13 protein-coding genes are annotated in these 14,286 nt (G+C 72.6%); 9 read left to right on the forward strand and 4 right to left on the reverse strand.

Annotated features, from left to right (window positions below):
• The first annotated feature begins 40 nt into the window (after positions 1–40).
• The 3 genes from ACTMS0_RS00850 (at position 41) to ACTMS0_RS00860 (ending at position 2,790) form a co-directional block, all read left to right on the forward strand.
• Positions 41–1,141 carry a S8 family serine peptidase gene (locus ACTMS0_RS00850; protein WP_441153129.1) on the forward strand — a complete coding sequence of 367 codons (1,101 nt, stop codon included), beginning with the start codon at positions 41–43 and terminating at the stop codon, positions 1,139–1,141.
• 216 nt (positions 1,142–1,357) lie between these two features.
• Positions 1,358–2,014, forward strand: coding sequence for a Maf family protein (locus ACTMS0_RS00855; protein WP_441153130.1), 657 nt, complete (start codon positions 1,358–1,360; stop codon positions 2,012–2,014).
• A 122-nt stretch (positions 2,015–2,136) separates the two neighbouring features.
• The gene (locus ACTMS0_RS00860; RefSeq protein WP_441153131.1) at positions 2,137–2,790 is read left to right on the forward strand and encodes an O-methyltransferase; all 654 of its coding nucleotides are present in this window, start codon (positions 2,137–2,139) and stop codon (positions 2,788–2,790) included.
• Here the strand turns inward: ACTMS0_RS00860 and ACTMS0_RS00865 are convergent.
• Positions 2,787–4,028, reverse strand: a complete 1,242-nt coding sequence (locus tag ACTMS0_RS00865; RefSeq protein WP_441153132.1) for an MFS transporter — start codon at positions 4,026–4,028, stop codon at positions 2,787–2,789. The genes ACTMS0_RS00860 and ACTMS0_RS00865 overlap by 4 nt on opposite strands.
• 187 nt (positions 4,029–4,215) lie before the next feature.
• Here ACTMS0_RS00865 and ACTMS0_RS00870 point away from each other — a divergent pair, with 187 nt between their 5' ends.
• Positions 4,216–5,967: an acetyl/propionyl/methylcrotonyl-CoA carboxylase subunit alpha gene (locus tag ACTMS0_RS00870; protein ID WP_441153133.1), complete on the forward strand. Its 1,752-nt coding sequence runs from the start codon at positions 4,216–4,218 to the stop codon at positions 5,965–5,967.
• 60 nt (positions 5,968–6,027) lie between these two features.
• On the opposite strand, the gene ACTMS0_RS00875 is transcribed toward ACTMS0_RS00870, so the two are convergent.
• Positions 6,028–6,918, reverse strand: coding sequence for a LysR family transcriptional regulator ArgP (locus ACTMS0_RS00875; protein ID WP_441153134.1), 891 nt, complete (start codon positions 6,916–6,918; stop codon positions 6,028–6,030).
• A gap of 68 nt (positions 6,919–6,986) precedes the next feature.
• Between ACTMS0_RS00875 and ACTMS0_RS00880 the strand changes: the two genes are divergently transcribed.
• Positions 6,987–7,583 (forward strand): LysE/ArgO family amino acid transporter, encoded by a 597-nt coding sequence (locus ACTMS0_RS00880; RefSeq protein ID WP_441153135.1) that lies wholly within the window; start codon positions 6,987–6,989, stop codon positions 7,581–7,583.
• A 57-nt stretch (positions 7,584–7,640) separates the two neighbouring features.
• The gene (locus ACTMS0_RS00885; protein ID WP_441153136.1) at positions 7,641–9,080 is read left to right on the forward strand and encodes a GuaB1 family IMP dehydrogenase-related protein; all 1,440 of its coding nucleotides are present in this window, start codon (positions 7,641–7,643) and stop codon (positions 9,078–9,080) included.
• A gap of 57 nt (positions 9,081–9,137) precedes the next feature.
• On the opposite strand, the gene ACTMS0_RS00890 is transcribed toward ACTMS0_RS00885, so the two are convergent.
• Positions 9,138–10,763: a DHA2 family efflux MFS transporter permease subunit gene (locus ACTMS0_RS00890; RefSeq protein ID WP_441153137.1), complete on the reverse strand. Its 1,626-nt coding sequence runs from the start codon at positions 10,761–10,763 to the stop codon at positions 9,138–9,140.
• A 53-nt stretch (positions 10,764–10,816) separates the two neighbouring features.
• Here ACTMS0_RS00890 and ACTMS0_RS00895 point away from each other — a divergent pair, with 53 nt between their 5' ends.
• Complete coding sequence (locus tag ACTMS0_RS00895; RefSeq protein WP_441153138.1) at positions 10,817–11,344, forward strand: MarR family winged helix-turn-helix transcriptional regulator; 528 nt, start codon at positions 10,817–10,819, stop codon at positions 11,342–11,344.
• Position 11,345: 1 nt separating this feature from the next.
• Here ACTMS0_RS00895 and ACTMS0_RS00900 read toward each other — a convergent pair whose 3' ends face one another.
• The gene (locus tag ACTMS0_RS00900; protein ID WP_441153139.1) at positions 11,346–11,918 is read right to left on the reverse strand and encodes a TetR/AcrR family transcriptional regulator; all 573 of its coding nucleotides are present in this window, start codon (positions 11,916–11,918) and stop codon (positions 11,346–11,348) included.
• Between the two features lie 118 nt (positions 11,919–12,036).
• Between ACTMS0_RS00900 and ACTMS0_RS00905 the strand changes: the two genes are divergently transcribed.
• Together ACTMS0_RS00905 and ACTMS0_RS00910 are read left to right on the forward strand one after the other, a co-directional pair.
• Entirely contained in the window at positions 12,037–12,501 is a 465-nt protein-coding gene (locus ACTMS0_RS00905; RefSeq protein WP_441153140.1) for a MarR family winged helix-turn-helix transcriptional regulator, read from the forward strand.
• Positions 12,495–14,228, forward strand: a complete 1,734-nt coding sequence (locus tag ACTMS0_RS00910) for an ABC transporter ATP-binding protein (protein WP_441153141.1) — start codon at positions 12,495–12,497, stop codon at positions 14,226–14,228. Before ACTMS0_RS00905 ends, ACTMS0_RS00910 begins: the two co-directional genes overlap by 7 nt.
• Positions 14,229–14,286: the final 58 nt, after the last annotated feature.

The raw sequence follows: 14,286 nt of genomic DNA on the forward strand, positions 1-14,286 counted from the left end.
GCTCGCGGCCACATTGATCACGACGCTTCCCGGTCAACCCATGATGCCGGCCAACGATCTCGACACTTCGATCCAGCCAGCAGGAGTAGATCGGATCCGCGCCGACCAGTGGCATCTGCAATTTCTTAAGGCGGCTGAAGCGCATCGCTTATCACAAGGCGCAGGGATAACCGTTGCTGTACCTGACACAGGAGTATATCCCCACCCCGACCTGGGCAAGAATTTGCTTCCTGGCGTCAACACCCTCGCTGAAGGCAGCGCAGATGGCCGTTCAGACGGCAATGGTCATGGCACCGGGATGGGGGGACTGATTGCCGCTCACGGCCAAGCAGACAACCGTGGAGCGCTTGGCATCGCACCGCAAGCAAAGATTCTGCCGATCATCTCTTCGACGGCGGAGAACGTTGCAGATCCGGACGACCTCGCCTTAGGCATCGAGATCGCCATATCGCGCGGCGCGCAGGTCATCAGCGTTTCCAGTACCGGCGGCACAAGCTCTCGTCTCACCCAAGCTATGAAACAAGCCTTAGCCTCCGACATCGTCGTGGTCGCAGGCATTGGGAACCTTCCCGTTACTCAACATGCAGCCTATCCGGCAAGCGAACCAGGCGTGCTTGCCGTTGGCGGTGTAGACCGCGCAGGCAACCACGCTGCAATGTCAGTAACAGGACCAGAGGTTGACGTTTCCGCTCCAGCAGTCGATATCTACAGCACCAGCACGAACGGAGCCTATCGAAAAGGTACTGGCACTTCTGGGGCTACCGCGATCACAGCCGGTGCAGTTGCCTTGATCAGGGCGAAGTATCCGCATCTGCCGGCGGACGAGGTGGTGCATCGGTTGACCGCTACGGCTGTCGACAAGGGACCGCCGGGGCGGGACGACCAGTACGGCTACGGGGTGATCGACATTGTCGCCGCACTGACCGCGGACGTTCCGCCGCTCGGCTTCGAATCCGCAACCGCTACCGCGCCAGTCGCCCGACCGACGCAAGCCCAGGCGGAGCCGTCTGGCGACGACAGGGCAGCGACAACTCGTGGCCTCGTCACGTTGGGAGTCATCGTGGCAGCCGGAGGTGCGTGGGCCTTCATCGCCAGGCGCCGCCGACGCAGCGACGATCCACCTCCCCGCATCAGCCGGTGACACAGCAACTTCCAAAACAACCCATATGCGGCGGCACCGGGAAGGCAGCTTCGAGATCTTGGAAGGAAATGGCCCCTGGAGGGGCCCAAATCTTCCAAGATCTCGCGGGCGCAGCGACCTGTGGTGCGACATTCCCCCGTTGCCGTCTTACGCACGCCGTAGCTGTCTGCGCGGCGGGCCGCACAGACCGCTACGTCGCCCGGTAACGTCGGCGGGGTGTCCGGATCTCTGCCGCTCCGTCTCGTACTCGCCTCGGCGAGCCCTGCCCGCCGCAAGACCCTCCAGGCCGCCGGCATCGAGCCGGACGTGCTGGTCAGCGGCGTCGATGAATCGTTGGTGGTGACGGACCGGGCCGAGGACCTCTGCCTGGAGCTGGCGCGGCTCAAGGCGCAGGCCGTCCTGACCCGGCTGCGGCCGTCCGACGACCAGCGCACGCTGGTGATCGGGTGCGACTCGGTGCTGGAGTTCGACGGCGAGATCTTCGGCAAGCCGGCCGAACCGGCAGAGGCCGTACGCAGGTGGGAGCGGATGCGGGGGCGCAGCGGCGTCCTGCACAGCGGGCACTGCCTCATCGACATCGTGGCGGAAAGCCGGGCCGAGGCGGTCGCCTCGACGACGGTGCACTTCGCCGACGTCAGTGACGACGAGATCGCCGCGTACGTCGCCACGGGCGAGCCGCTGGCGGTGGCCGGCGCGTTCACGATCGACGGTCTGGGCGGGCCGTTCGTGGAGCGGATCGAGGGCGACCCGGGCACGGTGGTGGGCCTCTCCCTGCCGCTCCTGCGCCGTCTCCTGGCCGAGCTGGACCTGCGGATCACCGACCTGTGGACAAAGGTCGCGCCGGGCAACCAGTCGGTCGAGCCCCTCACCTGACCCCAACCGGAGCAGCTGACACCACCCAGGAGCAGCTGGCACCGCCAGGCAGCAGCTGACACCGCCAGGTAGTGGCTGACACCGCCAGGTAGCAGCTGACGCCGCCAGGAGGACAAGCACCGATGACCACGAAATCCATCCCGCTCACGCCGGAGCTGCACGCGTACCTCGTGGCGCACGGCTCGCCGCCGGACGACGTCATGCGGGACCTGATCGACGAGACCCGCGCGGCGTTGCCGGGCGACGCGCAGATGCAGGTCGCTCCGGAGCAGGCCGCGTTCCTGACCTTCCTGACCCGGCTCCTGAACGTACGGCAGGCGGTCGAGGTGGGCACGTTCACCGGGCTCTCCGCGCTGGCGATCGCCCGGGGCCTGGCCGAGGGCGGGCGGCTGACGTGCCTGGACATCTCGGAGGAGTACACGAGCATCGCCCGGCGGTACTGGGCGCGCGCCGGGGTGGCGGACCGGATCGACCTGCGGATCGGGCCCGCCGCCGACACGCTGCACGAGCTGCCGTACGAACGCCACATCGACTTCGCCTTCATCGACGCGGACAAGACCGGCTACCCGGTCTACTGGTCGGAGCTGGTGCCGCGGATGCGCCCCGGTGGGGTGATCGCGGTCGACAACGTGCTGCGCGGCGGCCGGGTGATCGCGCCGCAGAACGCGGACGACCGGGCGATCGCGGCGTTCAACGACGAGGTCCTGGCCGACGTTCGGGTCGACGCGGTGATGCTCCCCGTCGCTGACGGACTCACGCTGGCCCGGGTGCTCTAGACAGCGCCGACCGGGGTCGGGACGGTCTCCGCGGTCGGGGCGCGGAGGACGCGGCCGAGGCGGACGGCGAGCAGCGCGGCCACCGCGATGAAGGCGGGCAGGAGCAGGAAAGCCAGGTGCGGTCCGACCTCGTCGGCCACCCGGCCGAGCGCGACCGGCGCGATCCCGAAGCCCACCCCCATGGAGTACGACGCCCATCCGGCCGCCTTGTCCGCGGCGGGCCCGGCGACGGCGAGCGCGATGGAGATGGCCAGCGGGTAGTGCAGCGCGTTGCCGAGGCCGAGCACGACCAGCCCGGCGACCGCGAGCCAACCGATCGGGGCGGCCCAGAACAGCGCGAAGCCGACCAGGGAGAGCCCGAGCGCGGCGACCAGCAGCGGGACGGGCCGGTACCGGAGGGCGATCCGGCCCCCGACCAGCCGCCCGGCGAACATGCCGCCGACGATCGCGGCCACGGCGGCCGAGGCGCCGCCCGCGCTCAGCCCCGCGTGCGTACGGAGCACGTCGGCGGTCCAGAGCGACAGGCACACCTCGATCGAACCGGTCACCGCCATGAGGACCCAGGCGACCCAGTACGCCTGCGGCAGCCGCTGAGCCACGCTGCCAGCGACACCTGGCGTCCCGGGGGTGGGCACCGCCGGCCGGGCACCGGGAGCCGCGGCAGCGGGGTCGGTCAGCGGACCGCGTACCCGGAAGGTCAGGGCGGCGAGCGCGACCAGCGCGATCAGGCCGACCTCGACGGCCATCGCCGGCCGCCAGCCCCACCCCGCGTCCACGCTGGCGCCGATGACCAGCGGGGCCAGGATGCCCATGCCGGCGCAGGCGGCGTTGGCCTCGCTCAGCGCGCCCGGCGCGGCGACGCCGTGCCGGGCGGTGAGCACCACCGTGACGCCGCTGATCACCATCATGCCGAAGGTGGCGATCACCGCCATGGCGGTGATGGTGGCGGGCAGGGCCCGGAGGGTGCCGAAGGCGATGACGCCGAATGCGACCCCGGCCAGGCCGGTCCAGATCGCCGGGCCGCGGCCGATGCGGCGGGCCAGCGGTGCGAAGAGGGCCCCTCCGAGCAGCGCGCCGACGGCGATGCCGGTGCTGTGCAGGCCGGCGACGGCGGCCGAGGTGCCCTGTTCGTCACGGAGCAGCGGGATGACCGGGCCGAAGCCGTAGAGGAAGAAGCCCCACAGGCCGAGCTGGGCGTAGGCGAGCCAGGTGATCCGGTCACGGGTGAGGCGGGGCACTGGCCTCACGCTACAAGCGCTCGACCGTTGCCCCGCCGCGGATGAGAGCCAGGTCTCGTTTCAGCGGACGCTGCGGGTGGGCAGGAAAGCGAGCGGACAGTGCGGCATCCCACACTGAGCGATCGTTAGGGGCGTCAGAGTGGCCGATACACTCCCGGTCAACGACCTCCCGGGAGGAGCCACAAAGGTGCGCAAGGTACTCATCGCCAACCGCGGCGAGATCGCCGTCCGCGTCATCCGCGCCTGCCGCGACGCCGGCCTGGGCAGCGTCGCCGTCTACGCGGACTCGGACCGGGACGCCCTGCACGCCACTCTGGCCGACGAGGCGTACGCCCTCGGCGGTGACACCGCGGCCGACAGCTACCTGCGGATCGACAAGCTGATCGACATCGCCGGCAAGTCGGGCGCCGACGCGGTGCACCCCGGTTACGGCTTCCTCTCTGAGAACGCCGACTTCGCCCAGGCGGTCATCGACGCCGGGCTGACCTGGATCGGTCCCACCCCGCAGGCGATCCGCGACCTCGGTGACAAGGTCACCGCCCGGCACATCGCCCAGCGTGCCGGCGCGCCCCTGGTCCCCGGCACGCCGGACCCGGTGGGCAGCGCCGACGAGGTGATGGCCTTCGCCGTCGACCACGGCCTGCCGGTCGCCATCAAGGCGGCCTTCGGCGGCGGCGGGCGCGGTCTCAAGGTGGCCCGCACGATGGAGGAGATCCCGCACCTGTTCGAGTCGGCCACCCGGGAGGCCGTCGCCGCGTTCGGCCGGGGTGAGTGCTTCGTCGAGCGGTACCTGGACAAGCCGCGCCACGTCGAGGCTCAGGTCCTCGCCGACCAGCACGGCAACGTGATCGTGGTCGGCACCCGGGACTGCTCGCTCCAGCGCCGGCACCAGAAGCTGGTCGAGGAGGCCCCGGCGCCGTTCCTCACCGCGGCCCAGCGCACGCAGATCCACGAGTCGGCCAAGGCGATCTGCCACGAGGCCGGCTACCACGGCGCCGGCACCGTCGAGTACCTGGTCGGCGCCGACGGCACCATCTCCTTCCTGGAGGTCAACACCCGGCTCCAGGTCGAGCACCCGGTGACCGAGGAGACCGCCGGCATCGACCTGGTCCGCGAGCAGTTCCGCATCGCTGACGGCGAGAAGCTGCGCTTCACGGAGGACCCGACGCCGCGCGGGCACTCCATCGAGTTCCGGATCAACGGTGAGGACCCGGGCCGCAACTTCCTGCCCGCGCCGGGCACCATCACCGCGCTGCGCCTGCCCACCGGCCCGGGCGTCCGGGTGGACACCGGCATCTCCGCCGGTGACGTGATCGGCGGCAACTTCGACTCGCTGCTCGCCAAGGTCATCATCACCGGTGAGACGCGTACCGAGGCGATCGAGCGGGCCCGCCGCGCGCTGGACGAGATGGTCGTCGAGGGCATGGCCACCGCGCTGCCGTTCCACCGCCTGGTGGTCCGGGACGAGGCGTTCACCGCCGAGCCGTTCACCGTGCACACCCGCTGGATCGAGACCGAGTTCGACAACACCGTCCCGGCCTTCACCGCGCCCGCCGGCGCCGTCGAGGGCCCGGCCGAGCGCGAGACCGTCGTGGTCGAGGTGGGCGGCAAGCGGCTGGAGGTCAGCCTCCCGGCCGGCCTCGCCGGGGGTACGACCAGCGCGTCGCCCGCCGCGAAGAAGCCGGCCCGCCGGGGCGGTGGCGCCAAGGCCGGTGCCGCGGTCAGCGGCGACGCGCTCACCTCGCCGATGCAGGGCACGATCGTGAAGATCGCGGTCGCCGACGGCGACACGGTGGCCGAGGGCGACCTGGTCGTGGTGCTGGAGGCGATGAAGATGGAGCAGCCGCTGCACGCCCACAAGGCGGGCACGGTCAGCGGCCTCTCCGCCGAGGTCGGCGCGGTCATCACCGCCGGCGCACCGATCTGCACGATCGCCTGAGGCGTTAAGAAGGGGCCCTTCTACTACCGCAGGCGTTAAGAAGGGACCCTTCCTTCCGCGTCAGCGGAGGGTTTCGGCGGCGACGCCACGGACCGCGGCGGTCAGCGCCGTCAGGGCAGCCGACTCCAGCCGCCAGTGCTGCCAGTACAGCGGCACGTCCAGGTGACGGCCGGGGGCGAGGTCGACGCAGTGCCCGGCCGCCAGGTCGGCGTCGGCGATCTGCTCGGGAACCAGCGCCCAGCCGAGCCCGCGCCGGATCGCCTCGCTGAACGCCGGCACCGACGGCAGGTAGTGGACCGGCGGGTCCAGCTCCCGGCCGGTCAGCGCGCGGAGGAAGCGGTGCTGCACCCGGTCCTTGCGGTCGAACACCATCACCGGCGCCTCGGCGAGCGCGGCCGGGGTGGCGCCGTCGGGGAACCACCGCTCGGCGTACCCGGGGGCAGCCAGCGCGCGGTAGCGCATCGCGCCGAGCCGCTGCACCCGGCACCCCTGCACCGGCTCCCGCTGGGCGGTCACCGCCGCCGTCACGGAACCGTCGCGAAGCAGCTCGGCGGTGTGTTCCTGGTCGTCCTGCCGGATGTCGAAGGAGAGGTCGAGCTGCTCCGGCACCCGGGCCAGCGCGGCGGGGAACCAGGTGCCCAGGGAGTCGGCGTTCACCACCACGGCGACCCGCGTACGCCCTCGGCCGCCGCCCAGCGGACCCCGCGCCTCGGCCAGTGCCTCCTGCTCGAGGAGGGCGAGCTGGCCGGCGAGGCGCAGCAGCGGCTCCCCCGCCTCGGTGGGCCGGCACGGGCGGTGCCGTCGCACCAGGACCTGGCCGACCGTCTCCTCCAGGGTCTTGATCCGCTGGCTGACCGCGGACGGCGTCACGTGGAGCAGCCGGGCGGCCGCGTCGAAGCTCCCCTCGGCGACCACGGCGGCGAGCGTCCGGAGCTGGGCAGCGTCAAGCATGAGAGAATCTTACGGAACATCAGAATCTTTAGCTGGACCGCAGGAAGTCCCCCACTTAGCGTCGGGGCATGGTCGCTTCCGCCGTCGCCGGGTTCTCCCTCTCCGTCGCCCTGATCGTCGCCATCGGCGCGCAGAACGCGTTCGTGCTGCGCCAGGGGTTGCGCCGGGAGCACCTCGTACCGGTCGTGCTCACCTGCGCGGTCTCCGACGCCCTGCTGATCGGCGCCGGCATTGCGGGGGTCGGCGCCCTGGTGGCGGACCGACCGGGCCTGCTCACCGGCGTACGGTGGGGCGGCGCCGCGTTCCTGCTGTGCTACGCGGTGCTCGCCGCCCGCCGCGCGTGGCGTCCGGACACGCTTCGGCCCGCGGACCGCCCGCCGGCCCGGCTGCGGACCACCCTGCTGGCGTGCCTCGCCTTCACGTACCTCAACCCGCACGTCTACCTGGACACCGTTCTGCTCCTCGGCGGCATCGCCCAGCAGCACCCGCACCGGTGGGTGTTCGGGGCGGGAGCCGCCACGGCCAGCCTCGCCTGGTTCACGGCGCTCGGGGCGGGCGCGTACCGGCTCGGGCCACTGCTCGCGCGTACGGCGGTCTGGCGGGTCCTCGACGGCGTGATCGCCGTGGTGATGGCCGCGCTGGCGGCGGCGCTGCTCCTGGCCTAGGCGTGTTTTGTACGACCACCGGCGGCGCGACCGCCGGCGGACGGTCATGATTGCCAGGTGCGGTTCCTTCACGGCGCGGTTCCCGCGCACGACCTGACCTACAACGACGTCTTCATGGCACCGGCCCGCTCCGAGGTCGCGTCCCGCCTCGACGTCGACCTCGCGACCAACGACGGGACGGGCACGACCATCCCGCTGGTGGTGTCGAACATGACCGCGGTGTCCGGCCGGCGGATGGCCGAGACGGTCGCCCGGCGCGGCGCCATCGCGGTGATCCCCCAGGACATCCCGATCGAGGTGGTCGCGAACGTCGTCGCCTGGGTCAAGCAGCGGCACCTGGTGCACGACACCGCGATCACGCTCGGCCCGACCGACACCGTCGGCGACGCGATCCACCTGCTGCCGAAGCGGGCGCACGGCGCGGTGATCGTGATCGACGAGGCGGGCCGGCCGATCGGCGTGGTGACCGAGGCGGACACGGTGGGCGTGGACCGGTTCGCGCAGTTGCGGCACGTGATGTCGACCGAACTGCACACCGTGCCGGCGGACGCGGACCCGCGTACCGGCTTCGACCGGCTCTCGGCGGGCCGCCGCCGGCTCGCCCCGGTGGTGGACGCGGAGGGGCGGCTGGTCGGGGTGCTGACGCGGCAGGGTGCGCTGCGCGCGACGCTGTACAAGCCGGCGGTGGACGACCGCGGCCGGCTGCGGATCGCCGCGGCGGTCGGCATCAACGGCGACGTCACCGGCAAGGCGGCGGCGCTGCTGGAGGCGGGGGTGGACACGCTGGTCGTGGACACCGCGCACGGCCACCAGGAGCGGATGATCTCGGCGTTGCGGGCGGTACGCACGGTCGACCCGGCCGTCCCGGTGGCGGCCGGCAACGTGGTCACCGCCGAGGGGGTACGCGACCTCGTCGAGGCGGGCGCCGACATCGTGAAGGTCGGCGTCGGTCCGGGCGCCATGTGCACGACCCGGATGATGACCGGGGTGGGCCGGCCCCAGTTCTCGGCCGTGCTGGACTGCGCCGCGGCGGCGCGGAATCTGGGCCGGCACGTGTGGGCCGACGGTGGCGTCCGGCATCCGCGCGACGTGGCGCTGGCGCTGGCGGCGGGCGCGTCGAACGTGATGATCGGCTCGTGGTTCGCCGGCACGTACGAGTCGCCCGGCGACCTCTACGTCGAGGCGGACGGCCGACGCTACAAGGAGAGCTTCGGCATGGCCTCGGCCCGCGCGGTCAGCGCCCGGACCGCGGAGGACTCCGCGTACGACCGCGCCCGGAAGGCGATCTTCGAGGAGGGCATCTCCTCGGCACGGATGTACCTCGACCCGAACCGACCGGGCGTCGAGGACCTGATCGACGAGATCATCTCGGGGGTACGCAGCGCCTTCACGTACGCCGGGGCGCACAACCTCGCGGAGTTCCACGAGCGGGCGCTGGTCGGCGTGCAGAGCGCGGCCGGCTACACCGAGGGGATGCCGCTACCGACGAGCTGGTGACCGGCTCAGCCGGCCGACGTCGGTGACGGGCCTCAGCCGGCTGACGTCGGTGACCGCTCAGCCGGCCGACGTCGTCGCCGGCTCCGGCTGGCGGGCGGGATCGGACGGCTCGGGGCGGTCCCGGGGCAGCCGGGCGCAGGCGAGCAGGCCGACCAGGAGGAAGCCGGCGGCGCAGAAGGCCGCGTACCGGGTGGCGTCGGAGAAGGCGGCCTTGGCCTCCTCGGCGATCCGGGCGGTACGCGGATCGGCGGCCAGATCCCCGATCGCCGCGCCGGCGCTCTCCCGGACGGCGGCCACGATCTGCGCACGCTGGGCGGGGTCGAGACCGGGCTGGTCGGCGAGCCGGTCGCCGAGGATCCCGCCCAGGCCGGCGAAGAGCACCGTGCCGAGCACGGCGATGCCGAGCGCCGACCCCACCTGCCGCGCGGTGCTCTGCACGCCGGAGCCCTGGCCGCTCTGCCGGACCGGCACCTCCCGCAGCGACACTCCGGTGAGCTGGGCGGTGGCGAGGCCGACGCCGACGCCGTAGAGGAAGAGGAAGCCGAGCGGTGACCACCAGGCGGTGTCCGGGGCGACGACCGCGCCGAGGCCGGCGATGCCGACGAGTTCGGCGGCGACACCGAGCCGCACGACCCGGGTGGCGCCCCACCGCTGGACGAGGGGCGCGCCGAGACCGCTGGCCAGGAAGCTGCCGACCGCGAGGGGCAGCAGGGCCAGGCCGGTGTCGAACGCGCTGTAGCCCAGGACGTTCTGGTACCACAGCGGGAGGGCGAAGAGCAGGCCGAACTCGCCCAGGCTGACGATCGCGGCGGCGACGACGGCGTTGCGGAACGAGCCGATCCGGAACAGCGACAGGTCGAGCAGGGCCGCCCGGCCGGCCCGGTTGCGGTGGACCTGGTGGGCGACGAGGACGGTGAGGGCGACCAGCCCGACCAGGCCGGCGACCGGCACCGGCGAGACCGCGGCGGTCCAGTCCGACCCGAACAGGACGAACGGCTTCTCCCGCTCCCACCAGCCGTAGGTGCGCCCCTCGATGAGCGCGAAGACGACACCGGTCAGGCCGACCACCGAGAGCAGGGCACCGAGCCAGTCGATCCCCCGCTCCGCGCGCTCGTCCCGCGACTCGCGTACCAGCGCGAGCGTGGCGGCCACGACCAGCGCGCCGACCGGCACGTTGACGCCGAACGCCCACCGCCAGGACAACTCGGTGGTCAGCCAGCCGCCGAGGAGTGGGCCCAGGGCGGCGGCGCCGCCGATGGTGGAGCCCCAGATCGCGAACGCGATCCCCTTCTCCCGTCCGGTGAACGTGGCGTTCAACAGGGACAGCGAGGTCGGCAGCATCATCGCGCCGCCGAGCCCCTGGAGCACCCGCGCGCCGATCAGCGCCTCGCCGGACCCGGCCACCGCGGCGAGCACGCTGGCCGCGACGAACACCACCACGCCGGTGACGAACATCCGCCGCCGGCCGACGCGGTCGGCGAAGCGGCCGGCGACCAGGAGCAGGGCGGCGAAGACCAGCGTGTACGCCTCCTGGACCCACTGCGCGTCCGTGGCGGTGATGCCGAGGTCCCGGATGATCGCGGGCACCGCGACGTTGACGATGGTGGCGTCGACGATGATCGTGGCCACCCCGAGGCTGATCGCGAGGAGTCCCCACCAGCGTCCGCGTCCGCGCTCCGGCATGCCCGCCTCCGATCGCTAGTTTTTCTAGCTACTCGAGATGCTAGCTTTCACCGATGGAACGCCCTCCGTCAACCACCGACGGCTCGCGCCGCGGGCCGTACAGCGAGGCGCCGTCGACGAGCGGGACCGCCCGGGCGCTGCGCGAGGTGATCCGGGCCGCCGGCGACACCCGCGGCGCCCTGGCCCGCCGCCTGGGGATCGGGGTGACCGACGCCGCCGCCATCGACCACCTCGTCTCCAGCCCGGAGGCGCTGGGGCCGGTGGAGCTGGGCAACCGGCTCGGGATCCGCTCGGCCTCGGCCACCACCCTCGTGGACCGGCTGGTGCGGGCGGGCCACGTCGAGCGCACGCCCCACCCGCAGGACCGGCGCCGGGTGGCGCTCCAGGTCACCGATCAGGCGTACGACGAGGTGCTGGAGGCGCTGCGGCCGATGCTGGCCGGCATCGAACAGGCGGTCGCCCGGCTCACGCCCGAGCAGGCGGCGGCGACCACGGCCTTCCTGAGGGAGGTGGCGGCGGTGATGCGGGAGTACGTCGCGACGGCGCCGGACGACCCGGCCGGACGGTCGACGGCGCGCTGAGTCAGCGGAGTTTGAAGAGGCGGTGGATGACGTCCCGCGCCGCCGCCCGCGGATCGTCGCCCACGTCGGCCGGCAGGGCGCCCGCGTTCCAGAGCGTGGCGAAGCCGTGGACGATCGACCAGGCGGCCAGCGCGTCCCCCTGAGGGTCGCCGGACGTACCGCGCCCCGCCGGCAGGGCGGCGACCGCCGCGTGCAGAGCCGCTCCCGACCGTTCGCGTGCGGCCACGACCTCCGGCGCGTCCGCGCGGTAGAGATCGGGTCGGAACATCACCTCGAAGTGGGCCCGGTGCCGGACCGCGAAGTCCACGTAGGACACGCCGGCCTCCAGCAGGCCGCCGCCGTGGGCCTCGTGCAACGCCTCGGCGAGCAGGTCGAAGCCCTCGGCTGCGAGCGCGGCGAGCAGGCCGGCCTTGTCGCCGAAGTGGTGCGCCGGCGCCGCGTGCGACACCCCCGCCCGGCGGGCGAGGTCACGCAGGCTCAGCGCGGCCGGTCCGGATTCCTCGATCACTTCCGCCGCCGCCGTGAGCAGCGCCCGACGGAGGTCGCCGTGATGGTAGCCACGGGTACCGGCCATGCGGGAATCCTATCTTTCCAGCGACAAGATCCCGGTGCCGGGTGCTGCCCGGGGGCCCACCGTCAGGGTCAGGCTATTTCGTTTGGCCCCTGACTATCAGGTCGCTAACCTGAACCCCGTGGACCTGATCCGCCTCGACGACGTACCGCTCGGGCGCCTGCTGGTGGTGGCCGGGCACCTCACCGGCCAACGATGGAACCGCTGGCTCGCCGAGGAGCACGGCCTCACCCAGGCCGGCATGGTCACCCTGCTGACCCTGGCCGAGCACGGCGAGCTGCCGCACCGCGCGGTGGCCGAGCGGTGCTTCGTCAAACCGGCCACCCTGACCGGCATCGTCGACACCCTCGAACGTGACGGCCTGGTCGAGCGGCAGCGGCACGACACCGACCGGCGCAGCGTCAAGCTGACGCTCACCCCCGCCGGGCGGGCCCGCGCCGACGCGCTCCGGGCGATGATGCGCTCCGACCGTCCGCTCACCCCGGTCGACGCCGACCCGGCGAAGGCGGCGGTGGTCCGCGAATTCCTGCTGGCGGTGATCGGCGGCGCGGACGAGCCGACGCCCGCGGGAGGTCCGACGTGCTGATCCGGCTGCTGCGGACGTACCTGCACCCGTACCGCCGGCCGTTGGCCGCGGTGGTGATCCTCCAGTTCGTCGGCACGATGGCGTCGCTCTACCTGCCGAGCCTCAACGCCGACATCATCGACCTCGGCGTGGCGCACGGCGACACCGGCTACATCCTGCGGACCGGGGGCTGGATGCTCGCGGTCAGCCTGGTCCAGATCGTCTGCTCCGTAGCCGCCGTCTACCTGGGCGCCCGCACCGCGACGGCCTACGGGCGGGACGTCCGCGCGGCGATCTTCGCGCACGTGAACCGCTTCTCCGCCCGCGAGGTCGCCCGGTTCGGCGCCCCGTCGCTGATCACCCGCAACACCAACGACGTGCAGCAGGTGCAGATGCTCGTGCTGATGGGCGCCACCGCGCTGGTCGCCGCACCGATCATGAGCGTCGGCGGCGTGGTGATGGCGCTGCGCGAGGACGTCGGGCTCTCCTGGCTGATGGTCGTCAGCGTGCCGGTGCTGGCGGTCGGCCTGGGCCTGGTCATCCGGCGGATGGTGCCCGGCTTCCGGCTCATGCAGACGCGCATCGACACGGTGAACCGGGTGCTGCGCGAGCAGATCACCGGAATCCGCGTCGTCCGGGCGTTCGTCCGGGAGCCGTACGAGACGGACCGCTTCGCCGCCGCCAACGCCGACCTGACCGCGACCGCCCTGCGGACCGGCCGGCTGGGTGCCCTGATCTTCCCCGTCGTGATGCTGGTGCTCAACGTCTCCAGCGTCGCCGTGCTGTGGTTCGGCGCCCAGCGGGTGGGCGCCGGGGCGATCGAGGTCGGCGCGCTGACCGCCTTCCTGCAGTACCTGATGCAGATCCTGATGGCCGTCATGATGGCCACCTTCATGCTGATGATGGTGCCCCGGGCGGCGGTCTGCGCCGAGCGCGTCGTCGAGGTGCTGGACACCGACTCCTCCGTGGTGCCCCCGGCGCGACCGGTCACGGAGGTGCCGCGGCAGGCCGAGCTTGAGCTGCGGGACGTGCGGTTCCAGTACCCGGGCGCGGCCGAGCCGGTGCTGCGCAACGTCTCGTTCCGGGTGGCGCCGGGCACGACCACGGCGGTCGTCGGCGGCACCGGCGCCGGCAAGACCACGCTGCTCTCCCTGGTCCCGCGTCTGGTCGACGTGACCTCCGGTGCAGTGCTGGTAGACGGTGTCGACGTGCGGGACCTGGCGCCCGACGAGCTGTGGCGGCGGATCGGCCTGGTGCCGCAGCGCCCCTACCTGTTCACCGGCACCGTGGCGAGCAACCTGCGCCTCGGCAACCCGGACGCGACCGACGCCGAGCTGTGGGCGGCGCTGGAGGTGGCACAGGCGCGCGACTTCGTCGAGGCGATGCCCGAAGGGCTGGACGCGGCGATCGCGCAGGGCGGCACCAACGTCTCCGGCGGCCAGCGGCAGCGACTGGCGATCGCCCGGGCGCTGGTGCGCCGGCCGGAGATCTACCTGTTCGACGACTCGTTCTCGGCGCTCGACCTCGGCACCGACGCGCGGCTGCGGGCGGCGTTGCGGCCGGTCACCGCCGACGCGGCGGTGGTCATCGTGGCACAACGGGTCTCCACGATCGTCGACGCCGACCAGATCGTCGTCCTGGAGGGCGGGGCGGTGGTCGGGGTCGGGCGGCACGCGGAGCTGCTGGACACCTGCCCCACGTACGCCGAGATCGTCGCGTCCCAGCAGACCACGGGGGTGGCAGCGTGAGCGGCGGACCGGCTCCGGTCGTACCGAAGGGAAGGCCGGCCCCCGACGGGCTGACGCC

It is taken from the genome of Micromonospora sp. H33 (genome assembly GCF_052068455.1).
Taxonomy (GTDB): domain Bacteria; phylum Actinomycetota; class Actinomycetes; order Mycobacteriales; family Micromonosporaceae; genus Micromonospora.